This is a genomic window from Superficieibacter electus, from assembly GCF_002915575.1.
Classification (GTDB): domain Bacteria; phylum Pseudomonadota; class Gammaproteobacteria; order Enterobacterales; family Enterobacteriaceae; genus Superficieibacter; species Superficieibacter electus.
In genome coordinates, this window is sequence record NZ_PQGD01000003.1 from 108,945 (window position 1) to 130,293 (window position 21,349).

Here is a 21,349-nt window from a genome sequence, read left to right on the forward strand (position 1 = left end):
AGGAGTTTACAATGAAGCTATTTTACAAGCCCGGTGCCTGCTCTCTTGCTTCGCATATTGTTCTGCGCGAAAGCGGCGTAGATTTTACGCTGGAGAAGGTAGATTTGGCGAATAAACATCTGGAAAATGGCGGTGACTTTTTTAATGTCAATCCGAAAGGCCAGGTGCCCGCGATCCAACTGGATGACAATTCGCTGCTCACAGAAGGTACGGCAATAATGCAGTACATCGCTGACAGCGTACCAGATCGTCAACTCCTCGCTCCGCCAGGAAGCATCACCCGATACAGAGCACTGGAATGGCTAAATTACGTTGCCACAGAGCTGCACAAAGGGTTTACACCGCTTTTCCGTCCGGATACACCGGAAGAATATAAACCCGTGGTGCGCGGGCTTCTGGAGAAAAAACTTCAGTTTATCGAGGAAGCCTTAAGTGATAAGCAATGGATCAATGGTCTGCGCTTTACTATTGCGGATGCTTATCTTTTTACCGTTCTGCGCTGGGCACAAGCGGTAAAACTGGAGATGGACGGTCTGAGCAATATCAAGGCATATATGGCACGTATGGCGGCAAGGCCAGCCGTGGCCGCCGCGCTGGCAGCAGAAGGGCTGTAAATAAATATGGCATCACGCAGGGGCGTGATTTCCACGCCCCTGCACATGTTGCTGGATTAGTTCCAGCAAATCAGGCAGTAATTTTTCTTACCCCGACGTAACAGGGTATAACGACCATATAAACGATCGCTATCAGCAAAGGTATATTCCGGGTCAGTTTGCTTTTCGCCGTTAATGGTGACGGCATTTGAGGCGATGGTTTTACGCGCCTGACCGCGAGAAGGCTGAAGCTCAGAGTCAACCAGCGCCTGCATAAGATCGGCCCCTCTTTTCATCTCAACCATCGGTACGCCATCCTGTGCCAGTTGTTCGAAATCCGCTTCGCTTAGCGCGTTTAAGGTGCCATTGAACAGGCTTTCCGTGATGCGTTTCGCAGCGGTCAACCCTTCTTCACCATGAACAAGGCGAGTCACCAGCTCTGCCAGTACATACTGCGCGCGCGGCGCTTTACGGCTATTTTTATCTTCTTCTTCCAGGGCATTGATCTCAGCGATGTCCATGAACGTGAAGAATTTAAGGAAGCGGTACACATCCGCGTCAGCGGTATTAATCCAGAACTGATAAAATTTATAAGGACTGGTTTTTTTCGGATCGAGCCAGACGGCTCCCCCTTCTGTTTTCCCAAATTTAGTGCCGTCTGCTTTTGTGATCAGCGGCACGGTTAAACCAAACACCTGATTTTGATGCAGACGGCGAGTCAGGTCGATACCAGAGGTAATGTTCCCCCACTGATCGGAGCCGCCAATTTGCAGTGCAACACCATGCAAATTATTCAGGCAGGCAAAGTCATAGCCCTGAAGCAGGTTGTAGGAAAACTCGGTAAACGAGATGCCCTGGTCGTCCCTGTTCAGGCGTTGCTTGACTGCCTCTTTATTAATCATCTGGTTAACAGAGAAATGCTTGCCGATATCGCGCAGGAAAGTCAGCACGTTCATGCCGCCAAACCAGTCATAGTTATTGGCCGCAATTGCGGAATTTTCGCCGCAGTCAAAATCAAGGAATGGCGCAACTTGTTTGCGGATTTTATCCACCCATTGTTGCACGGTATCTTCGGTATTGAGTTTGCGCTCAGCGGCTTTAAAGCTCGGATCGCCGATCAGACCGGTTGCACCGCCCACCAGCGCAACGGGTTTATGCCCGGCCTGCTGGAAGCGTTTCAGGCATAACAATGGAACAAGATGCCCCAAATGCAAGCTGTCAGCGGTAGGATCGAAACCGCAATAGAGTGCAATTGGCCCTTGCGCCAGTCGCTCTGCTAACGCTTCTTCGTCCGTAATCTGGGCGATAAGCCCCCGCTCTTGCAATTGTTTAATCAAGTTACTGCTTGCCATCAAAATCTCCATGTATAAAACGACTGCACCTTTGCCGGTACACGACTGTTCGCCTGATGCGAAGGAACATAGAATAAAGCGCTGGAATCAGGAGTACCAGTACATAAAACAACATTTTGCCATCATCAGGGGGCCAGACGATCTATTTTCCACTCATTACCGTCACGCTGGTATAAAAAACGATCGTGTAAGCGATTTTCACCGCCCTGCCAGAACTCCATTTGTTCAAAGCTCACCCGAAAACCGCCCCAAAAACTCGGCAGCGGAACTTCTCCCTGCTGAAATTTCTGCTTCAGTTCGAGAAATTTGCTTTCCAGAATGCCACGTGCAGAAATCCGACTCGACTGTTGAGATACCCATGCCCCAATTTGACTGTCACGGGGGCGACTATGGAAATATTTGATAACGTCGAGGGTAGATAGTCGTTCTGCTTTACCAATAACCATCACCTGACGTTCCAGCATATGCCAGGGGAAAAGCAGACTGATACAAGGATTGCGTTCAAGGTGATGGGCTTTGCGACTGCCAAGGTTGGTATAAAAAACCAGACCTTTGTCATCAAAATGCTTTAGCAGCACGATTCGTTGATAGGGCTGTCCACGCTCATCGACAGTGGCGACGACCATGGCAGTAGGATCAGCAAGGCGGGCGTCACAAGCCTGTTTGAGCCAGCGTTCAAACAGTACCAGAGGTTCAGAAGGAAGGTCGCGACGACGAAGGCCGCCCTGCGTATATTCACGGCGCAAATGCGCAATATTCTGTAATTCGTCGTTATCTGGCATAGCGTTTGACCTGGACTGTTAACCATTTAGCACACTATTGTGCGCTGCCCAGGCCTAAATCTCAACGCTTCGGCGTGGGCAAATGACAGTTGTTTAAAACGATACGATCGCGATTATAAACCGTGGCACTCTCTTCTTTAGACCACAATACCCAAATTCCGTCAGTGTAACGGGCACCAGAGGCGGAGAGTCCTTGCTTGAGGGTTAACGGTTTATTGTCATAAACAAAATGCACTTCCTGGCGCGTATTATTGAGCCTGACCGTTAACGGCTGCTCATCGCACTGATATTCCAGGGTATCGGTATGCATTCGCTCAACCATTTGCCCGTAGTAACTGCAGCCAGTGAGTAGGATCGGGAGCGCAATAATAGCTATTTTTTTCATTAGACAGAACCTCCGGACGCGGGAGGACACATGCATCCTCCCTGGAAATAAGTAGTCTAACGGCAGAGCCCCCGGCAAGTTATTCGGTTAACTCTTATTTTGCCGCGGATTAGCGGGGAAAATAGCGCCCAGCACGGTAGCCTCCGACGCGCCAGTCACGGCGGGTAGATTCCCCGGTTTACCGGCGATGGTTCGCCATGCCAGCCAGGCAAATGCCAGCGCTTCCATATCGTCGCCAGAAATACCGGCAGCATCCGTGGTAGTGACTTCAGTGCCGGCAAGAAGCCCGGCCAGCCGGGTCATCAACAGCGGGTTTCTGCTTCCTCCGCCACAGACCAGTAAGCGATCGCAGCCACCGCTTAGTAACACCTGCTCAGCAATGGTGACTGCCGTTAATTCCGCTAGTGTTGCCTGGACATCGCCCGCATCCAGTCCCGGATAGCGAGATAACCAGGACTGCAGCCAGGCATAGTTGAAATATTCGCGCCCGGTACTTTTAGGGGGCGGGGCCGCGAAGTAAGGATCGCTTAACATCGCCTGCAGAAGCGGAATAACCACTCGGCCTGAACTGGCCCATTGCGCGTCTTTATCATAGGGCTTTTGCCGTTGACGCCAAATCCACGCATCCATCAACATATTTCCTGGACCGGTATCGTAACCGCGCACGGGTGTCCCCGGGATCAGCAGCGATAAATTCGCAATACCACCAATATTAAGCACCATCCGGCGCTCCTGAGGATGTGCTAAAAGCGCATGGTGAAAAGCCGGAACCAACGGAGCCCCCTGCCCGCCAAGCGCCATATCCCGACGGCGGAAGTCACCAATAACAGTCACCCCGGTACGGGCAGCAATCTGATTGTTATCACCGATTTGCAGAGTATGTGGCGCATCTCCGCCAGGCTCATGCCACACCGTTTGCCCATGACAGCCGATGGCAACAATATCTTCCGCCCGCAGATTCTCCCGCGTCATCAGTGCCTGCACCGCCTCGGCAAACAGCCTTCCCAGACGCGTATCTAACTGGCCCAACTGAGATAACGTCAGCTGTTGCCCCTGACATATTGCCAGCACCGCCTCTTTGAGGGCCAGCGGAATCGGCCATGAAAGGCTTGCCAGTTGCGCCACTCTGGTTTCATCAATGGTAGCGAGGACCACATCTACACCATCAAGGCTGGTACCGGACATAACACCAATATAGCGACCCGAAATCATACGTCTTCCTTAATTTGTCTGGTCAGGATTTTACTGCATCATAAAACCACCGCCATTACTATGATGCATTGCCATTTTTTATCAAAACAGGCTGTATGGGAAGCCTCGCTACAGACTTGTTTATGTGTGGTTAATATTCAGCAGCCTATTATTTTTGCTATTGTTTCGCCACAGGCTATGAACTGTGGCGTTGAAACGCATATAATTAGTGTTAGACGGATGCTCGCCTGAGCTTTCTTGGTGAACAGGAGATTCATAGATGATTTTACGTGTTTTAGCCGTTTCGATGATAGGTTTTACGCTGGCAGGCTGTGTCAATAACAGTGGCCTGTCAGGGGACGTTTACTCTGCATCAGAAGCCAAGCAGGTACAAAATGTGACTTACGGCACAATTGTTCATGTCCGTCCGGTACAAATTCAGGGTGGCAATGATTCAAATGCTATCGGTGCCATTGGCGGCGCTGTCCTGGGTGGCTTCCTCGGCAATACGATTGGTGGTGGCGCTGGCCGTTCACTGGCAACTGCTGCGGGTGCTGTAGCGGGTGGCGTCGCGGGACAGGGCGTCCAGGGTGCCATGAATAAAACCCAGGGCGTGGAACTGGAAATTCGTAAGGATGACGGTAACACCGTCATGGTGGTACAGAAACAGGGTGATTCTAAATTTTCTGCCGGCCAGCGTGTTGCGATGGCCAGTAATGGTAGCCAAATCACCGTCTCTCCGCGTTAATGCTTATGCGCGTGGTGGACATTCACCACGCGCATTCCTCTTGCCGTTAATTACCCTCAAATCATTCCGTACAAATATATTTCCATTAAATACATTCACATCATGAATGTATTAATTTTCTCCTCAGCAAAATAATTTGTTTCCGCGCAATATTTTTAGCCGGTTAACGTTATAAAATCGTTAACAAGTCGGCTAAAAGTCTAACAATGGACAGAAACGCCTGCTGGTATTTAACAAGACAACAGGAAGTCATACATGATTGAAACGAAAAATCACCTGCATCGCTATTTTTTTCTCTTTGCCATCGGTTTTGTTGCCATTACATTGCTGGAACTGGCTTTCAGACAGGTTGCCCAACTGGACTCGTCGCCTTCACCCCTGCTGTTTCCGGCGATGACCATATTTTTACTGGTATTTCATATTATGGTGGCGGGTTTTATGTTGATGAAATACTTTTGCGACAAAAAGCATCTTTACCTGGTCGCCATTGCCTGCGCTTTCGCGGGTTCTGCCATCATGATGCTCGGCACGCTCAACAGTTTTCCAGCATGGTTTATATGCCATTCTACGACCGTGGCTAATTATAATGATGCCATCATCTTTTTTACCTTCCGTAATATGATGATGGCGATGTTGTTTACCACCTCAATCGTATTATTTCACCAGCAAAAATGGGCCGCTCGCGGTGCGTGGTTTCATACGATGGTGGTTTCTGGGATTATCCTTTTTACATTAATGATGCTACTTTTGGCGTATTTATACTCAAGCTTTAATCCGACACTGGACATCTCGCTGGTCGATAATAAAACACATGCGTTTACATCCCTGTGGAATCACTTTTTCAGCTGGTTATTAATAGCATTATGGACCATGACATTACTGCTATTACTACGCATTACCCAATTGCGCAGTTTTTTCTGGTTTAGCGGCGGATTCTTTTGCATCTGCTATATTTTCACCATGCTTTTTTTACTGTCCGATCGTAACAGTGACGGGCTTGCCTGGTACCAGGCGCGTTTTTTTGAAACAACTTCAACCCTCTTCATTATCTTTACCCTGCTGTATGACATTTTTAATCTTTATCGCGATTCGCAGGATAAATACCTCCATTCGTATCAAAATTCGATCCGCGACCCTCTTACCCGGTTACACAATCGTAGCTATTTTTACGACACGCTTGTCAGGCAACTCGCTGAAGCGTCGCCACTAAAGCCGGTCTCAATCATCGTCAGTGACCTTGACCGCTTTAAGCGTATTAATGATACCTATGGACATCTTCAGGGCGATAAGGTGATTCAGTTTGTTGCCAGCGTACTGCAGCACGTTATTCGGCTGGATGATGTGGCTGCACGCATTGGCGGCGAAGAATTTGCCCTGCTACTGAATAATACTACGGCTGAAGATGCACAACATGTTGCCGAACGTATCCGGCTAACCATTGCGGGTCACGATGCCACCTCCAGCCAACAGCAGTTACCCGAATCCATCACCCTTTCACTGGGGGTGTATACTGCCACCAGCCCTGAACTTACCGCCGAAGCGTGCGTAGAGCGAGCGGATAAGGCCATGTACCAGGCTAAGGAAACAGGACGTAATCGGGTCGTCGTGTGGAAAGAATAAGAGCCTTGCCTGCGGCAAGGCCCGGTTATTACCCTTTCGCCTGAAGATCAATGATATTGCGCTCCAGGCGATGAATCATACTGATGAGAGCGTCCTGCTCCTCAGCAGAGATACCAGAAAGGATCTCTGCACGCGTTTTGCTGATGACGCCTTCCATCTCTGCGATGAGAGGCTCAGCTTTTGGCGTGAGTTTGATGCGTTTGGCCCGCCGGTCATTTGCACATGTTTGCCGGGAGATAAGCCCTTTTTCTTCCAGTTGATCTAACGTACGGACCAGGGAGGGCTGCTCAATGCCTATCGCTTTTGCCAGCTGAATTTGCGACTGTTCGGGAGGTAGCTGATGAATATTATGCAGCGTAACCCAATGTGTCTGCGTTAACTCCAGAGGTTTCAGGCGATGGTCAATCAGAGCACGCCAGATTCGCACTAATCGTGCAAGGTCAGACCCTAATGGCGATTCCAATTTCATCTCCTTATAATTAGCTTGCTAAGTTATTATACTGATTTTAGAATAGTGTGCAGCATTTGTATTGCCAAAACAAATGCATTACTGCATTCACCCCGGGAATTGCAATGATTTACACTGTGTAAAACCGGCGCACCGTTTGCAAGCTTAGTTGATGCTGGCACGTCAATACTTATTTATCGCAAAGGATTTCTGTCCGTGGAGTCGATTTTCAACGCTTCAGGATTACTCCTGGAGGATCTGGTGGCAGGGGCATCAATCTACTTTCCGCCCCTTTTTAAAGCCGTCATCGTGGGTTTTCTCATTTGGCTTATTGTCCATCGCCTGTTGCGTGACTGGATGTATGCAGGTGACATCTGGCACCCAATGTTAATGGATCTCTCATTCTTTGCGCTCTCAGTCTGCCTGGCGCTGGCTATCCTGATTTCATGGTGATGCTATGTCCTTCAAAAAATTAAAATATTTTTCTACCTTACTGGTGGCAGTCGTTGCAGTGGCTGCGGTCTGGGCGATGTGGAATTTCTATATGCAATCCCCATGGACCCGCGATGGAAAAATTCGCGCAGAGCTGGTTAATATCACACCGCAAGTGTCTGGCACCATACAGTCCTTAAACGTCATTGATAACCAGTTTGTTCATGCCGGCGACGAGCTGTTCCGCATTGATGAAACCCCCTGGCGCATCGCCGTGCTTAATGCTGAGGCGCAACTGGCTAAAGCACGTGCCGACCTTGCCAGAGCCAGCCATGAAGCCAGTCGGCGGCATAACCTGCCGCAAAACTATATCTCTGCGGAAGACCTTGATACGGCTAACACTACGGTTGATGCAATGAAAGCAAGCGTCGAGGCGGCGCAAGCAACGCTCGATCATGCAAAGTGGCAGTTGGCGCAAACCACAGTCAAAGCGCCTGTTGACGGCTGGATAACTAACCTTTCCACGCGCACCGGTAATTACGCTTCCGAAGGACAACCGGTGTTTGCCCTTATCGATAGCCATTCTTTTTATGCTATTGGCTATTTTGAAGAAACCAAGCTGCGTCATATTCACCCCGGAGACACAGCAAAAATCATCCTTTACAGCAGCGATCAAACGTTACAGGGTCACGTTTCCAGCATTGGTAGAGCGATCTACGACCAAAGTGTGGAAAGCGACAGCGGATTGGTTGCCGATATTAAACCCAACATTCCGTGGGTCAGACTGGCACAGCGCGTCCCGGTCCGCATCGAATTTGACCAGATTCCCTCTGGCCTGACTCTGGTATCCGGTACGACATGCAGTGTGGCAATTGGCGAGCGCAAATGATCTCCCTGCACTTCTGGCGAGTACTGCCCTGGTATAAAGCGACGCAGGCCCAGTGGCGTTATGCGCTGCGCAATACCATTGCGATGTGTCTGGCACTCAGTATCGCTTATTGTTTAAATCTGGATGAACCGTATTGGGCAATGACGTCTGCCGCAGTGGTTAGTTTTCCGACGGTGGGCGGTGTTATCAGTAAAAGTTTTGGCCGCATTGCAGGCAGTCTTTTCGGCGCAATGGCGGCACTGATTATCGCCGGACATACGTTGATTGACCCGTGGCTTTTTCTTTTTTGCATTTCAGCATGGATAACATTGTGCACATTTATCTGTGCGTTGTTTAATAATAATGTCACCTACGCGTTCCAGTTGTCAGGGTATACCGCCGCCATTATCGCTTTTCCGGTTATTAATATTGTCGATGCTACTCTGCTATGGCATATCGCGCAGGCACGCGTCTGCGAAGTGATGCTCGGTATTCTGTGCGGTGGGTTGATGATGATGATACTGCCCAGTACCCCGGACGGCACGACGCTGCTGGCTTCACTTAAAAACATGCATGCCCGACTGCTGGAGCATGCCGATCTTCTCTGGCAACCTGAAATAACGGATGCAATTCGCACCGCGCATGAAGGGGTTATTCGCCAGATACTGACAATGAACCTGCTACGTATTCAGGCCTTCTGGAGTCATTATCGCTTTCGCCGGCAAAATAATTTGCTTAATTATCTGCTGCATCAACAGCTACGCATGACCAGCCTTATCTCCAGTCAGCGACGAATGCTAATGAACTGGCCCAATCCACCAGAAAATATCCAGCAGATCCTGAGCAATCTGATTCAGGCCCTTGCACGCACCGATGCTGATATCTATACCCTGTCACGAATTATTGCGCCGCTTGCGCCTCATGACCCACAGGATTATCGCCACCATGCTTTCTGGCAACGACTGCGCTATTTTTGTCGTATTTATCTGCGCAACAGCCGGTGGCTAAAAGCGCTTGAAAATGCCTCAGCGGTGACACAATTTGATGTCCCTGCCAGCCCGGCACTATCACGGCATACTGATTATACCGAGGCGCTGTGGAACGGATTTCGCGCTTTTAGTGCTCTGATGATAGTGGGCGCATGGAGTATCAATACCCAATGGGATTCAGGCGCGGCAGCATTAACGATGACGGCCATCGGCTGCGTAATTTACTCGACGGTCCCATCGCCGTTTAACTCGCTCACGCTTCTCATGCGTACATTGCTACTACTCTCACTTTTTAGCTTCATAGTGAAATTTGGCCTTATGGTACAGATCACTGAGCTATGGCAGTTTTTGCTGTTTTTATTTCCTTTATTGACCACTATGCAATTGTTCAAATTGCAAATTCCGAAGCAAGCGGGTTTGTGGGGGCAGTTGATCGTATTTATGGGATCGTTTATCGCTGTGACCAATCCACCCGTTTATGATTTCGCAGACTTTCTCAATGATAATATCGCGAAAATAATTGGCGTCGGGATGGCATGGCTGGCTTTTGCTGTCTTGCGTCCCGGCTCTGATGCACGAAAAGGTCGCCGTCACATTAGGGCGTTACGGCGTCACTTTATCGATCAGTTGCATTCCCATCCGGTACATAGTGAGGCTGAATTTGAATCGTTGGTTTATCACCGGATTAATCAGTTAAGTAACAGTCAGGATGCGCTGGCACGACGTTGGCTATTGCGCTGGGGGGTGGTGCTTCTTAATTGCTCGCATGTCGTATGGGAACTTCGTGACTGGGAGACGCGCTCCGATCCACTGGCCCAGGTACAGGATATTTGCCTGGCGCTGTTGCGAAATGTGATGAGTGAACGCGGTGTACAGCGGCGTCCTCTGGCGGTTACGTTAACGGAATTACAGCGCATCAGCGACACACTTTCCAGGCATCACCAGCCTGCCGCCAGGGACCTGGCGGCGATTGTATGGCGATTACAATGTTCACTTTCACAGCTGGAGGCTGCGGCAGACGCCGGGACAATTCAACACTAATTATTTAATAACGCCACAGGCGAAACGTGCCCCGCCACCGCCCAGCGGTTCAGGTTTGTCGGACATGTTGTCCCCCCCGACGTGGATCATCAGCGCTTTACCTTTTACTTCATCCAGTTTCTTCAGGCGCGGGGCAACGACTGGCGTTGTTGCTTTGCCGTCTTTGTCCACCACCAGCACAGGGAGGTCTCCGGCATGGCCATGCCCTTCTGGACCTTCATGCTTACCTGTTTTCTGTGGGTCGAGATGCCCGCCAGCGGCTTCTGCTGCGCTCGGTTTACCGTCTTTCATTGCCGGCTCACAACTGCCCATGGCATGGACATGAAACCCGCGTTCACCCGGGGGCAATGCTTTAAGATCCGGTGCGAACTCCAGCCCCTTGTCGGTCTCACTAATTTTTACCTTACCGATCGACTGACCAATTCCCTGCGAGGTGACCAAATTCATCTTTACCTCTTCACTCGCAGCCTGCGCGCCACTACAGACTACGAGTGCTAACATAGCCAGACTAAAACGCTTCATATAACCTCCGGTAAATTCAGTATCCGCGAATAAGTGTAAACCAACGATACTGCTTTCACCGGAAAGTACTTAAAAGCGTGCGTCAGGGCACATCGTAGCCGAGCGCGGCTTTACGTATACGGAACCACTGTTGCCGGGTTAATTGCAGGTTTTCGGCGGCAATCGCTGAGCGCACGCGCGCAATTTTACCGGAACCGATGATAGGCAGCGGCTGTGAGGGCAAACGTAGTATCCAGGCGTAAACCACCTGCTCAATGCTCCCGGCGTTGAGTTCCTTTGCTACCTGTTCAAGTTCATCACGTAAGGGTTTAAAGGACTCATCATTAAACAGCCGCCCTCCGCCAAGACACGACCACGCCATGGGGCGCACCCGCAATTGCTGAAGCTGATCTAATGTTCCATCCAGGAGCAGCGGCTGGTGGACGGGAGAAATTTCCACCTGATTAGTTGTCAGCGTGAAAGGCAAGCGGGACTGCAAGAGCGAGAACTGGCGAGGCGTAAAATTGGATACACCAAAGTGGCGCACTTTGCCGCTCTGATGAAGGGCGAGGAACGCCTCCGCGATATCATCTGCATCCATTAACGGGTCGGGGCGATGAATGAGCAATAAATCGAGATAATCTGTCGCCAGATTTTTAAGCGACTGTTCGGCACTGTCAATGATGTGCTGGCGATCGGTAATATAATGCCCCAGCTTATTTTCCGCGCGGGCGGTGGTGGCGATGCCGCATTTTGTGACAATCTCCAGCCGCTCCCGCAGCTGCGGGGCGAGTTTTAGCGCCTCGCCGAAAGCCGCTTCACACTGATATCCACCATAAATATCGGCATGATCAACGGTAGTGATCCCAAGCTCCAGATGGGACTCAATAAAACCGGCTAATTCCCGGGCTGACATACCCCAGTCCATCAGACGCCAGTAACCCATGACAAAACGTGAAAATTCCGGCCCCTGCGGAGCCATAGTAATACGCTGAACCATTATATTTCCCTCAATGAAGATTTGGGGTGAGTATACGTAATGTCGACATCAAAAAAGTGAGGGTTGCTGCGGTTCTTCATCATGAGAGGATCTGTTTGCACGTAATTTGCGCAGTAAGCGCTGGCGGCACAACCGTAAAACCTCTTGTTTTTGCGCATTGCTAAACTGTTGCCAGTTAAAACGCTCTTCCCGACTACGCATACAGCCTCGGCAAAAACCGCGTTCATCGGTCTGACAAATCCCACGGCAAGGGCTTTGCAGCGGGAAAAACTCCAGTTGTTCTGCCATAAGCGCCTCCCGCGTACAGGTAATTACTGTTATTGAAGACGCACATCGCAAGACATGCAAGGTTAAATACTCACTTGCATTAGACCGACTGGTCTATTACAGTATCCCGATGACCAGACATACTGAACATGATACGCGTGAACATATCCTTGCCGTCGGCGAGGAGCTTTGCATACAGCGAGGCTTTACCGGCATGGGATTAAGCGAGCTACTAAAAACGGCCGGCGTTCCTAAGGGGTCGTTTTATCACTATTTTCGCTCTAAAGAAGCCTTTGGCGTTGCCATGCTTCACCGACATTACGCGGGTTATCAACATACGATCCACCAGCATTTTTTCCCATCGCAAGGCACCGCCCGCGCTCGCCTGCTGGCGTGGTATCAGCAACTGATTGAACAATTTTGCCAGCACGGCACGATTGGCGGTTGTTTAACGGTGAAACTGTCTGCCGAAGTCTGCGATCTGTCGGAAGCGATGCGTACCGAGATGCATACGGGCGTTAGTATGGTTATTTCGCTGCTGGCGCAGGTGCTGGAACAAGGGCGAAAAGAAAATAGCCTGGTGTTTAAAGGTGATGCACAGATTCAGGCACAAGTTCTTTATTCTCTCTGGCTGGGCGCTAATTTGCAGACCAAAATGTCCCGCAACACTCTCCCGCTGGAAAGTGCGCTTGCCCACGTCAAAACAATCATTGCCGCACCTGAGTAGCTCAGGTGCTTTTTTTAACCAATTTTCAAGACGACCGGTCTACTCAGGAGTGAATATGTCAACTGAAAAACTGTTTACCCCCCTAAACGTGGGGGCTATTACCGTGCCTAATCGGGTCTTTATGGCCCCGCTCACTCGCCTGCGCAGCATTGAGCCGGGCGATATTCCTACTCCGCTAATGGCGGAATATTATCGCCAGCGCGCCAGCTCAGGGCTGATTATTTCAGAAGCGACGCAGATTTCCGCCCAGGCCAAGGGCTATGCGGGCGCACCGGGTCTGCACAGCGCCGAGCAAATTGCAGCCTGGCAGAAAATTACCGCAGGCGTGCATGCAGAAAATGGTCGTATTGCCGTCCAGCTTTGGCACACTGGTCGTATCTCCCACAGCAGCATTCAGCCTGGTGGTCAGGCCCCGGTTGCGCCTTCAGCGATTAACGCCGGTACGCGTACCTCTCTGCGTGATGAAAACGGCCATGCTATCCGGGTAGAAACGTCTACCCCACGTGCGCTGGAAACCAGTGAAATCCCAGGCATTGTCGACGATTTCCGTCAGGCTGTGGCGAATGCGCGTGAGGCAGGTTTTGATTTAGTCGAACTGCACTCGGCGCATGGTTATTTGCTGCACCAGTTCCTGTCTCCTTCCTCTAATCAGCGTACCGATGAGTATGGCGGCAGTGTCGAAAATCGTGCTCGTCTGGTCCTGGAGGTGATTGATGCGGTGAGTAAAGAGTGGAGCGCCGATCGCATTGGCATCCGTGTATCGCCGGTCGGTACGTTCCAGAACACCGACAACGGTCCGAATGAAGAAGAAGATGCGCTGTATCTGATTGAAGAGCTTAACAAACGCGGTATTGCTTATCTGCACATGTCTGAACCAGACTGGGCTGGGGGCCAACCTTATTCCGAGTCGTTCCGCCAGAAAGTCCGCGAGCGTTTTGATGGCGCGATCATTGGCGCGGGCGCATACACCCTCGAGAAAGCTGCCCCTCTGATCGCCAAAGGTTTGATCGATGCTGTTGCTTTTGGTCGCGACTATATCGCCAACCCTGACCTGGTTGAACGCCTGGCGCGGAAAGCCGAATTAAACCCGCAGCGTCCGGAGAGCTTCTACGGCGGTGGCGCTGAAGGTTATACCGATTACCCCTCTTTGTAATCCTTCATTGATAGCGGCGAGGTTCCGCCGCTATACTAAAATGACGTTTCTGTTTGAAATGAAAGACAATCCATTACCTGAGAGGAAGAGATGCGCTTACTTCACACTATGCTGCGCGTTGGTGACCTGCAACGTTCAATTGATTTCTACACCAACGTGCTGGGCATGTCGCTGTTGCGGACCAGTGAAAACCCGGAATACAAATATTCCCTCGCTTTTGTCGGTTATGGCCCGGAAAGTAAAGAGGCAGTCATTGAACTGACTTACAATTGGGGTACCGATCATTATGATTTAGGCACCGCTTATGGGCATATTGCGCTCAGCGTTGATAACGCGGCTGAAGCCTGTGAAAAAATTCGTCAGAGCGGAGGGAATGTCACCCGCGAAGCTGGTCCGGTTAAAGGCGGCACGACTGTTATCGCTTTTGTTGAAGATCCGGATGGCTATAAAATTGAATTGATTGAAGCGAAAGACGCGGGTAAAGGTCTGGGCGATTAATCTGCGGTGGGCCTGCTCTGGCCCGCCCTTTTCTCTTGCGGCTACTGCATCCGCTGGCAAAATTTGCCATAATGCGCGCTACTTTTTTTTGTTAAGAGATACTGATGTCCGATAACGCTCAACTGACTGGTCTGTGCGACCGTTTTCGCGGTTTTTATCCTGTTGTAATTGACGTCGAAACGGCTGGTTTTAATGCCAAAACCGATGCGCTACTCGAAGTCGCTGCTATTACCCTGAAAATGGATGATCACGGCTGGCTGATGCCGGATACTACGCTGCATTTTCACGTTGAGCCTTTTGAAGGGGCAAATTTACAGCCAGAAGCGCTGGCATTTAACGGTATCGATCCGACTAATCCCTTGCGGGGCGCTGTCAGCGAACATGATGCGCTACACGCCATTTTCAAAGCGGTACGCAAAGGAATCAAAGATCAGAATTGTAATCGGGCGATTATGGTGGCGCATAACGCGACATTTGATCATAGCTTTATGATGGCTGCCGCCGAGCGTGCTTCGCTGAAGCGTAACCCTTTCCACCCATTTGTCACTTTTGATACCGCTTCGCTTAGCGGATTAGCACTTGGACAAACCGTTCTCTCTAAAGCCTGTACAGCTGCTGGTCTCAACTTTGACAGTACTCAGGCCCATTCCGCACTGTATGATACGCAACAAACCGCGCTACTATTTTGCGAGATCGTTAACCGCTGGAAACGCCTTGGCGGCTGGCCGCTTCCTTTGGTCAGCGAGCAATAGCGATAAAAAAAGCGACTCAGCGTCGCTTTTTTATTTTCCGGTAACCCTTACTGGGCGTCAGAACCATCGGTGGCATGTTTTGCAGCCGTCTCTTTGATCAGAGACTGAAGCTCACCGCGCTGATACATCTCAATAATGATATCGCAGCCGCCAACCAGTTCACCATCGACCCAAAGTTGCGGGAACGTCGGCCAGTTAGCATATTGCGGCAACTCTGCGCGGATATCCGGATTCTGCAGGATATCCACATAGGCGAAACGCTCACCACAGGCTGACAGCGCCTGAACCGCCTGCGCCGAGAAACCACAGCTCGGTAATTTTGGTGACCCTTTCATGTACAGCAGGATCGGGTTCTCAGCGATTTGGCGCTGGATTTTTTCAATTGTCGTACTCATTGTCATGCTTCCTTAACTTCTTTTACGGCAGTAGTCTGACATTGTAGCGTTTAAGACCCCTGACCGAAAATAACATTTTATTCACTCGTCAGTATTGTATCGTCTGAAGCCTGAAGATGCTTTATCAATACGTTTTTATTATTTGCCACATTAATTAATCGCGTCAATTGCACACATTTCGCACCATCGAGGATGTTTTTTTTGCGCCAGGTAACGAATCGCTATCATTGATGCAAAAAGACTATTAACTTTCTGGCTTTTTATGCATTAGAATCGACAGGATTTTTGTCATCATCCGCAGGTATCCCGGTATGCCTGCCCGAATCAGGGGAATGCTCAGTGGCGCGGATCAATAACGTCTCAATCACGCTCTGTGCTTTACTGTTTACATCGCTTGCTTTTACTCCACTTGCTCAGGCCTCTGAGCAGGCGAGAGCGTCTGCCGTACAAAAAACGCATCTGGTTAAAACGTCGGAACACAAAAACAACGCTAAAACGAACAGTAAAAAATCCAGCAAAAACGCGACTAAAACAGCGACAAAATCCAGCAAAAGCACCAGCAAGACCAAAACCAAAACCACCCTCACCTCCAGTAAATCCCGACGCGATAAGACGAAACCGATGAAAACGGCGGCGGTGAAACTGGCAGATAAAAAATGTACGGTCCGCAAGGGTTACAAGAATAAATGCCTTAACGCCTCAGCCAAACCGCTGGCGTTGAGCGAAGTTCATAAAGCGCGGATGCAGAAAGCGCAAAAAACGGCCATGTCTAAGTTGATGAATCAGATTGGTAAGCCGTATCACTGGGGCGGGTCGTCTCCTCGTACCGGCTTTGATTGCAGCGGTCTGGTTTATTACGCTTATAAAGATCTGGTTAAGTTCCAGATCCCACGAACGGCAAACGAGATGTATCACCTGCGTGATGCCGCACCAATCGAACGTAGTAGTCTGGAAAGCGGCGATTTGGTCTTTTTCCGCACACAGGGCCGGGGCACTGCCGATCACGTAGGTGTTTATGTGGGTAACGGTAAATTTATTCAGTCACCCCGTAGCGGTCAGGATATTCAAATCTCCTCATTAAGTGAAGATTATTGGGTTCGCCATTATGTTGGCGCTCGTCGGGTAATGACGCCTAAAACCATCCGCTAATCGTTATCCTGCTGTGAAAGCGGCAGGATAATTCTTCTTCTGCCCTCTCCGTTAATTTGTTAATATAACCATGATTATTATGTGGATATTAGGTTATCAAAATTAAAAAGGAGCATGCAATGTCGTTCGAATTACCTGCGTTACCGTATGCAAAAGACGCGCTTGAGCCGCACATTTCTGCAGAGACCCTGACTTACCATCACGGCAAACATCACCAGACCTACGTCACTAATCTCAACAATCTTATTGAGGGTACAGAATGGCAAAATAAATCGCTGGAGAATATTGTCCGTCATGCTGAGGGCGGAATTTTCAACAATGCGGCGCAGGTCTGGAACCACACCTTTTACTGGAACTGTCTTGCCCCAGCGGCAGGCAGTGAACCAACGGATGCGCTGGCTGAGGCACTTACTCAGGCTTTTGGCAGCGTCGCGGAGTTCAAAAGGCGGTTTACCGAAGCGGCGATTAAAAACTTTGGTGCCGGATGGACATGGCTGGTAAAAAAAGCGGACGGTAGTCTGGCAATTGTTTCAACCTCTAACGCGGGCACTCCGTTGACCACGGGTGACACCCCCTTGCTCACCGTCGATGTGTGGGAACACGCCTATTATATCGATTATCGCAACGCCCGCCCCGGTTATCTTGAGCACTTCTGGGCGCTGGTAAACTGGCCTTTTGTGGCTAAAAACCTGGCTGCCTGAGGTCCTGTGCAGAAGGCTTACGCCTTCTGCATGGTTTATTACTGGCTAATGCACGTCTCGTGTGCTGATCGTCGTGCACACACTATTACCAGCAGCAGCGCCAGACCCGCGATAATCGCCCCCATGACCGGTACAAAGCTGTACCCCAGACCGCCGGAGATTACCGCCGCGCCCGCCATCGCCCCCAACGCATTGCCCAGATTAAATGCGCCAATATTTACTGAAGATGAGAGTCCCGGCGCTTCGCTGGCTACCCGCATGACACGCATCTGAAGCGGGGGCACAATAGCAAAGGTCGCGGTTCCCCAGATCAGCATACTTAGCGCAGCCCCTGCTTCGTTACGCGCCAGAAGTGGGATCGCCAGCATAATCGCCATTAATAACAGCAGAAAACCTTTCAGAGTCGCATTGACCGACCTGTCAGCAAATTTACCGCCGAGATAATTACCGATGGAAAACCCAACGCCGACCAGCACGAGCATCGCGGTGATAAAGAGTGGTGTTGCAGAAGCCAGACTATGCAGAACCGGGGCAATATAGGTGTAGAGCGTAAACATGGCCCCTGCTCCCAGTACAGTCGTTAACAACGCGCTGAGAACCTGGGGACGCATCAGCACAGACAGTTCCTGACGCACATTTGGCCGTACGCCGGCGCTGCCTTTTGGCAGCGAGAACCACAGACTCAGCATGGCAATGACGCCCAGCCCTGCGGTCGCAAAAAAAGACATCCGCCAGCCAATGGCTTCGCCCAGCCAGGTTGCTGCCGGAACGCCACCAATGTTGGCGATGGTTAATCCCATAAACATAGTGGCAACTGCGCTGGCCTGTTTATGTTTCGCCACCAGACTCGCGGCCACAACCGATCCGAGACCAAAAAACGCGCCATGATTGAGGCTGGTGACAATGCGGGACAGTAGTAGTGTGGTGTAATCCGGGGATAGTGCTGAAAGCACATTACCCAGAGTAAATATCGCCATCAGAAAAACCAGCGCATGTCGGCGGGCACGGTGCGAGAGTAATAACGTCATGATCGGCGCACCGACCATAACGCCCACCGCATAAGCGCTAATTAACATCCCTGCGGTCGGAATAGAAACATCAACGCCTCTGGCAATGGTTGGCAGTAGCCCCATCGGGGAAAACTCGGTGGTTCCAATGCCAAACGCACCGATAGCCAGCGCCAGCAGGGGAAAATTAACTTTCATGAACAGACTCCGTTTTAGCCGTTATCACCACGACACGACAAAAAGAAGTCAAAAGCATGACATCAATCACAAAAAAACAAAAGTGAATGAAAACGCAAAAGAGTTTTGCAATTTGGTGAAAAATCAGCAAAAACGGTGTGAGGGAGAGAGTTCTCCCCCGGATAAATCAGTGTAATACCGCAACCAGACCGCTTGCCACGATCAGACCGAGCACAATAATGGTGGTTACCAGAGAAAACTTAAGATCGGTACTCATCAATTTTTACTCCTTGTTATACCCTTGTGAAAAGTGAGCCTGTTCATTTTTACACACTTGACGGTGAAAATCTTGCAGGATTTAGATTGATATACATTTTTTCGCTTTCACTTTTCATCAGGATCGGCCAAAATTCCACGCTTAATAATAAGCGTACCAGCCATTGACCCCCCACCTGACCAGTGTCGTTTTCCCGACCTACAAGCAATGACAAAAAATTGCGCCAGGGGTGTATAAAGGCAAACGTTTACCCTCCCATTTGCAGGCGTTCAGGCCAGGGTCCGGAGTAAGATTTAATGGCAACAATTAAAGATGTCGCGAAACGCGCAAACGTTTCCACTACAACTGTGTCACACGTGATCAACAAAACCCGTTTTGTTGCTGAAGATACGCGTAATGCGGTGTGGGCGGCAATTAAAGAACTTCACTATTCTCCAAGCGCCGTCGCACGGAGCCTGAAGGTCAACCATACTAAGTCCATTGGACTGCTGGCAACCAGCAGCGAAGCTGCCTATTTTGCCGAAATCATTGAAGCGGTAGAAAAAAGCTGTTTCCAGAAAGGCTATACCCTGATCCTCGGCAACGCCTGGAATGATATCGAAAAACAGCGTGCTTACCTGTCCATGATGGCGCAAAAACGCGTCGATGGGTTATTGGTTATGTGTTCAGAATATCCTGAATCGCTTTTAAGTATGCTGGAAGAGTATCGCCACATTCCTATGGTGGTAATGGACTGGGGCGAATCCAAAGCCGATTTCACCGATTCAGTGATTGATAACGCCTTTAAAGGGGGTTATATGGCCGGGCGCTATCTCATTGAGCGCGGCCATCGTGACATCGGTATTATTCCCGGACCACTGGAACGTAATACCGGTGCCGGACGGCTGGCCGGGTTTATGAAAGCGATGGAAGAGACGCAGGTAAGCGTTCCGCCACAGTGGATCGTTCAGGGTGATTTTGAGCCGGAATCCGGCTATCAGGCCATGCAGCAAATCCTTAATCAGCCTCAACGCCCGACGGCCGTCTTTTGCGGCGGGGATATCATGGCGATGGGTGCGCTCTGCGCCGCCGATGAAATGGGCCTGCGCGTGCCACAGGATATTTCGGTGATCGGATATGATAATGTGCGTAATGCGCGTTTCTTTACCCCCGCCCTGACCACTATCCACCAGCCGAAAGATTCGCTGGGCGAAGCGGCCTTTAATACCCTGCTGGACCGTATTGTGAATAAGCGCGTGGAGTCAAAATCGATTGAGGTCCATCCTCGCCTGATTGAGCGCCGTTCGGTAGCCGACGGTCCATTCCTCGATTATCGCCGTTAAGTCAGCCAGCGGGAACCGGTCCCTCCGGGTCCCGCAACCATTCTTTGTTCAAAGTTTCGCTGTCCCCCAGGTATTCCAGCAGCCATCCCAGCGCGGGTGAAACATCGCTTTGTTGCCAGGTTAAACAACATGCCGCATCAGGAAAAGGGTTCTCCAGAATGAGCGACGCCCATTGCCCCGAGTTTATCCATGGTCTGGCAAAATGTGATGGCACCATCGCTGCACATAATCCTGCCGAGATGCATGTTGCCGATGACTCCCAGTCTGGTACCACGACCCGCTTCTGGTTATCCAGCAACCAGGTCGTACGTTTGGGTAACGAGCGAGAAGTATCTTCTCGCACCAGCGAAGGCCAGTTGCGCAACGCATCGTCGCTCAACGGTCCCGCCTGTTTCGCCAGCGGATGGTCGCAGGCCACCACACAATCCCAGCTCAGCATGCCCATATCGCGAAACGCGTAGCGTCCCCCCACAGGGATCGCCTGCGTTGCCCCAATCGCCAGCTCAACCCGGCCATCTGCCAGCGCATCCCACACCCCATTAAATACTTCCTGAAAGACTATCAATTCGACATCAGGAAAATGGCGATAGAAATCAACAATCATTTGGCGGGTTCGTTCCGGCCTGACGATGTTATCAACGGCAATCGGCAATTGGCTACGCCAGCCATTAGCGATCTGTTGACACTGCTGTCGGGTGATCAGCATTTTTTTGATAACAGAGCGCCCTTCTTTTAAAAACCAGCTGCCTGCCGGGGTGAGCTCCACATCGCGATGACGCCGCGCAAACAGAGGAACGCCCAGCCACTCTTCCATTTGCCGCACCGTATAACTGATTGCAGATGGCACCCTATGCAGTTCCTGCGCGGCTGCGCTAAAGCTACCATTCCGGGCTACCGCATCAATCACTTCAAGTGAATATTCTGACCACATTTTATGCCTGCAAATTTTTTGATAACACCACGCAAATATTAGC

Annotated in this window: 25 protein-coding genes; 13 read left to right on the forward strand and 12 right to left on the reverse strand. The window is 50.5% G+C overall.

What is annotated here, in order from left to right; all coding sequences use genetic code 11:
• Positions 1-11: 11 nt before the first annotated feature.
• Entirely contained in the window at positions 12-614 is a 603-nt protein-coding gene (gene gstA, locus CHU32_RS04410; RefSeq protein ID WP_103674579.1) for a glutathione transferase GstA, read from the forward strand.
• 56 nt (positions 615-670) lie between these two features.
• Here gstA and tyrS read toward each other — a convergent pair whose 3' ends face one another.
• The 4 genes from tyrS to anmK all read right to left on the reverse strand — a co-directional run bounded on the left by tyrS (position 671) and on the right by anmK (position 4,324).
• A complete protein-coding gene (gene tyrS / locus CHU32_RS04415) occupies positions 671-1,945 on the reverse strand; it encodes a tyrosine--tRNA ligase (RefSeq protein ID WP_103674580.1) in 1,275 nt (424 codons plus the stop codon).
• Between the two features lie 125 nt (positions 1,946-2,070).
• Complete coding sequence (gene pdxH, locus CHU32_RS04420; RefSeq protein WP_103674581.1) at positions 2,071-2,727, reverse strand: pyridoxamine 5'-phosphate oxidase; 657 nt, start codon at positions 2,725-2,727, stop codon at positions 2,071-2,073.
• A 61-nt stretch (positions 2,728-2,788) separates the two neighbouring features.
• Entirely contained in the window at positions 2,789-3,112 is a 324-nt protein-coding gene (gene mliC / locus CHU32_RS04425) for a C-type lysozyme inhibitor (RefSeq protein WP_103674582.1), read from the reverse strand.
• Between the two features lie 87 nt (positions 3,113-3,199).
• The gene (anmK, locus tag CHU32_RS04430) at positions 3,200-4,324 is read right to left on the reverse strand and encodes an anhydro-N-acetylmuramic acid kinase (protein WP_103674583.1); all 1,125 of its coding nucleotides are present in this window, start codon (positions 4,322-4,324) and stop codon (positions 3,200-3,202) included.
• 259 nt (positions 4,325-4,583) lie between these two features.
• On the opposite strand from anmK, the gene slyB reads away from it, so the two are divergent.
• Positions 4,584-5,051 carry an outer membrane lipoprotein SlyB gene (gene slyB / locus CHU32_RS04435; RefSeq protein ID WP_103674584.1) on the forward strand — a complete coding sequence of 156 codons (468 nt, stop codon included), beginning with the start codon at positions 4,584-4,586 and terminating at the stop codon, positions 5,049-5,051.
• A gap of 255 nt (positions 5,052-5,306) precedes the next feature.
• Positions 5,307-6,671: a sensor domain-containing diguanylate cyclase gene (locus CHU32_RS04440; RefSeq protein WP_103674585.1), complete on the forward strand. Its 1,365-nt coding sequence runs from the start codon at positions 5,307-5,309 to the stop codon at positions 6,669-6,671.
• Between the two features lie 28 nt (positions 6,672-6,699).
• On the opposite strand, the gene slyA is transcribed toward CHU32_RS04440, so the two are convergent.
• On the reverse strand, positions 6,700-7,140 hold the full coding sequence (slyA, locus tag CHU32_RS04445; RefSeq protein ID WP_281258284.1) for a transcriptional regulator SlyA: 441 nt from the start codon (positions 7,138-7,140) through the stop codon (positions 6,700-6,702).
• Between the two features lie 195 nt (positions 7,141-7,335).
• Between slyA and CHU32_RS04450 the strand changes: the two genes are divergently transcribed.
• The 3 genes from CHU32_RS04450 to CHU32_RS04460 are packed head-to-tail and all read left to right on the forward strand — an operon-like array spanning position 7,336 to position 10,449.
• Entirely contained in the window at positions 7,336-7,572 is a 237-nt protein-coding gene (locus tag CHU32_RS04450) for a DUF1656 domain-containing protein (RefSeq protein ID WP_103674586.1), read from the forward strand.
• Between the two features lie 4 nt (positions 7,573-7,576).
• Positions 7,577-8,440: an efflux RND transporter periplasmic adaptor subunit gene (locus tag CHU32_RS04455; protein ID WP_103674587.1), complete on the forward strand. Its 864-nt coding sequence runs from the start codon at positions 7,577-7,579 to the stop codon at positions 8,438-8,440.
• Positions 8,437-10,449, forward strand: coding sequence for an FUSC family protein (locus CHU32_RS04460; protein ID WP_103674588.1), 2,013 nt, complete (start codon positions 8,437-8,439; stop codon positions 10,447-10,449). The genes CHU32_RS04455 and CHU32_RS04460 overlap by 4 nt, the downstream gene beginning before the upstream one ends.
• On the opposite strand, the gene sodC is transcribed toward CHU32_RS04460, so the two are convergent.
• From sodC to CHU32_RS04475, 3 genes are all read right to left on the reverse strand, one after another.
• Entirely contained in the window at positions 10,450-10,971 is a 522-nt protein-coding gene (gene sodC, locus CHU32_RS04465) for a superoxide dismutase [Cu-Zn] SodC (protein ID WP_103674589.1), read from the reverse strand.
• An 82-nt stretch (positions 10,972-11,053) separates the two neighbouring features.
• Positions 11,054-11,950, reverse strand: a complete 897-nt coding sequence (locus CHU32_RS04470; RefSeq protein WP_103674590.1) for an aldo/keto reductase — start codon at positions 11,948-11,950, stop codon at positions 11,054-11,056.
• A gap of 48 nt (positions 11,951-11,998) precedes the next feature.
• A complete protein-coding gene (locus tag CHU32_RS04475; protein WP_103674591.1) occupies positions 11,999-12,238 on the reverse strand; it encodes a DUF1289 domain-containing protein in 240 nt (79 codons plus the stop codon).
• Positions 12,239-12,347: 109 nt separating this feature from the next.
• Between CHU32_RS04475 and CHU32_RS04480 the strand changes: the two genes are divergently transcribed.
• The 4 genes from CHU32_RS04480 to rnt all read left to right on the forward strand — a co-directional run bounded on the left by CHU32_RS04480 (position 12,348) and on the right by rnt (position 15,347).
• Positions 12,348-12,944, forward strand: coding sequence for a TetR/AcrR family transcriptional regulator (locus CHU32_RS04480; protein WP_103674592.1), 597 nt, complete (start codon positions 12,348-12,350; stop codon positions 12,942-12,944).
• Between the two features lie 55 nt (positions 12,945-12,999).
• Positions 13,000-14,097, forward strand: coding sequence for an alkene reductase (gene nemA / locus CHU32_RS04485; protein WP_103674593.1), 1,098 nt, complete (start codon positions 13,000-13,002; stop codon positions 14,095-14,097).
• 90 nt (positions 14,098-14,187) lie between these two features.
• Positions 14,188-14,595 carry a lactoylglutathione lyase gene (gloA, locus tag CHU32_RS04490; RefSeq protein WP_103674594.1) on the forward strand — a complete coding sequence of 136 codons (408 nt, stop codon included), beginning with the start codon at positions 14,188-14,190 and terminating at the stop codon, positions 14,593-14,595.
• A 104-nt stretch (positions 14,596-14,699) separates the two neighbouring features.
• Positions 14,700-15,347 carry a ribonuclease T gene (gene rnt / locus CHU32_RS04495; RefSeq protein WP_103674595.1) on the forward strand — a complete coding sequence of 216 codons (648 nt, stop codon included), beginning with the start codon at positions 14,700-14,702 and terminating at the stop codon, positions 15,345-15,347.
• 47 nt (positions 15,348-15,394) lie between these two features.
• Here rnt and CHU32_RS04500 read toward each other — a convergent pair whose 3' ends face one another.
• Positions 15,395-15,742 (reverse strand): Grx4 family monothiol glutaredoxin, encoded by a 348-nt coding sequence (locus CHU32_RS04500; protein WP_103674596.1) that lies wholly within the window; start codon positions 15,740-15,742, stop codon positions 15,395-15,397.
• Positions 15,743-16,081: 339 nt separating this feature from the next.
• On the opposite strand from CHU32_RS04500, the gene CHU32_RS04505 reads away from it, so the two are divergent.
• Both CHU32_RS04505 and sodB read left to right on the forward strand, forming a co-directional pair.
• A complete protein-coding gene (locus CHU32_RS04505; protein ID WP_103674597.1) occupies positions 16,082-16,891 on the forward strand; it encodes a C40 family peptidase in 810 nt (269 codons plus the stop codon).
• A 119-nt stretch (positions 16,892-17,010) separates the two neighbouring features.
• Entirely contained in the window at positions 17,011-17,592 is a 582-nt protein-coding gene (gene sodB, locus CHU32_RS04510) for a superoxide dismutase [Fe] (RefSeq protein ID WP_103674598.1), read from the forward strand.
• Between the two features lie 38 nt (positions 17,593-17,630).
• On the opposite strand, the gene CHU32_RS04515 is transcribed toward sodB, so the two are convergent.
• Both CHU32_RS04515 and cydH read right to left on the reverse strand, forming a co-directional pair.
• Positions 17,631-18,797 carry an MFS transporter gene (locus CHU32_RS04515; protein WP_103674599.1) on the reverse strand — a complete coding sequence of 389 codons (1,167 nt, stop codon included), beginning with the start codon at positions 18,795-18,797 and terminating at the stop codon, positions 17,631-17,633.
• Between the two features lie 166 nt (positions 18,798-18,963).
• Positions 18,964-19,053: a cytochrome bd-I oxidase subunit CydH gene (gene cydH / locus CHU32_RS04520; RefSeq protein WP_103674600.1), complete on the reverse strand. Its 90-nt coding sequence runs from the start codon at positions 19,051-19,053 to the stop codon at positions 18,964-18,966.
• Positions 19,054-19,349: 296 nt separating this feature from the next.
• Between cydH and purR the strand changes: the two genes are divergently transcribed.
• Positions 19,350-20,375, forward strand: coding sequence for an HTH-type transcriptional repressor PurR (gene purR, locus CHU32_RS04525; protein ID WP_103674601.1), 1,026 nt, complete (start codon positions 19,350-19,352; stop codon positions 20,373-20,375).
• A gap of 1 nt (position 20,376) precedes the next feature.
• On the opposite strand, the gene punR is transcribed toward purR, so the two are convergent.
• Positions 20,377-21,306 (reverse strand): DNA-binding transcriptional activator PunR, encoded by a 930-nt coding sequence (punR, locus tag CHU32_RS04530; RefSeq protein WP_103674602.1) that lies wholly within the window; start codon positions 21,304-21,306, stop codon positions 20,377-20,379.
• Between the last annotated feature and the right edge of the window lie 43 nt (positions 21,307-21,349).

Excerpts from the sequence above, each read along its gene's own strand:
- CHU32_RS04480 (WP_103674592.1), top strand. The coding sequence starts at position 12,348 with ATGACCAGACATACTGAACATGATACGCGTGAACATATCCTTGCCGTC.
- CHU32_RS04470 (WP_103674590.1), bottom strand. The coding sequence starts at position 11,950 with ATGGTTCAGCGTATTACTATGGCTCCGCAGGGGCCGGAATTTTCACGT.
- sodB (WP_103674598.1), top strand. The coding sequence starts at position 17,011 with ATGTCGTTCGAATTACCTGCGTTACCGTATGCAAAAGACGCGCTTGAG.
- nemA (WP_103674593.1), top strand. The coding sequence starts at position 13,000 with ATGTCAACTGAAAAACTGTTTACCCCCCTAAACGTGGGGGCTATTACC.
- purR (WP_103674601.1), top strand. The coding sequence starts at position 19,350 with ATGGCAACAATTAAAGATGTCGCGAAACGCGCAAACGTTTCCACTACA.
- slyB (WP_103674584.1), top strand. The coding sequence starts at position 4,584 with ATGATTTTACGTGTTTTAGCCGTTTCGATGATAGGTTTTACGCTGGCA.
- rnt (WP_103674595.1), top strand. The coding sequence starts at position 14,700 with ATGTCCGATAACGCTCAACTGACTGGTCTGTGCGACCGTTTTCGCGGT.
- slyA (WP_281258284.1), bottom strand. The coding sequence starts at position 7,140 with ATGAAATTGGAATCGCCATTAGGGTCTGACCTTGCACGATTAGTGCGA.
- CHU32_RS04455 (WP_103674587.1), top strand. The coding sequence starts at position 7,577 with ATGTCCTTCAAAAAATTAAAATATTTTTCTACCTTACTGGTGGCAGTC.
- gloA (WP_103674594.1), top strand. The coding sequence starts at position 14,188 with ATGCGCTTACTTCACACTATGCTGCGCGTTGGTGACCTGCAACGTTCA.
- anmK (WP_103674583.1), bottom strand. The coding sequence starts at position 4,324 with ATGATTTCGGGTCGCTATATTGGTGTTATGTCCGGTACCAGCCTTGAT.
- CHU32_RS04475 (WP_103674591.1), bottom strand. The coding sequence starts at position 12,238 with ATGGCAGAACAACTGGAGTTTTTCCCGCTGCAAAGCCCTTGCCGTGGG.
- CHU32_RS04515 (WP_103674599.1), bottom strand. The coding sequence starts at position 18,797 with ATGAAAGTTAATTTTCCCCTGCTGGCGCTGGCTATCGGTGCGTTTGGC.
- CHU32_RS04440 (WP_103674585.1), top strand. The coding sequence starts at position 5,307 with ATGATTGAAACGAAAAATCACCTGCATCGCTATTTTTTTCTCTTTGCC.
- CHU32_RS04500 (WP_103674596.1), bottom strand. The coding sequence starts at position 15,742 with ATGAGTACGACAATTGAAAAAATCCAGCGCCAAATCGCTGAGAACCCG.
- cydH (WP_103674600.1), bottom strand. The coding sequence starts at position 19,053 with ATGAGTACCGATCTTAAGTTTTCTCTGGTAACCACCATTATTGTGCTC.
- pdxH (WP_103674581.1), bottom strand. The coding sequence starts at position 2,727 with ATGCCAGATAACGACGAATTACAGAATATTGCGCATTTGCGCCGTGAA.
- punR (WP_103674602.1), bottom strand. The coding sequence starts at position 21,306 with ATGTGGTCAGAATATTCACTTGAAGTGATTGATGCGGTAGCCCGGAAT.
- gstA (WP_103674579.1), top strand. The coding sequence starts at position 12 with ATGAAGCTATTTTACAAGCCCGGTGCCTGCTCTCTTGCTTCGCATATT.
- mliC (WP_103674582.1), bottom strand. The coding sequence starts at position 3,112 with ATGAAAAAAATAGCTATTATTGCGCTCCCGATCCTACTCACTGGCTGC.
- sodC (WP_103674589.1), bottom strand. The coding sequence starts at position 10,971 with ATGAAGCGTTTTAGTCTGGCTATGTTAGCACTCGTAGTCTGTAGTGGC.
- tyrS (WP_103674580.1), bottom strand. The coding sequence starts at position 1,945 with ATGGCAAGCAGTAACTTGATTAAACAATTGCAAGAGCGGGGGCTTATC.
- CHU32_RS04460 (WP_103674588.1), top strand. The coding sequence starts at position 8,437 with ATGATCTCCCTGCACTTCTGGCGAGTACTGCCCTGGTATAAAGCGACG.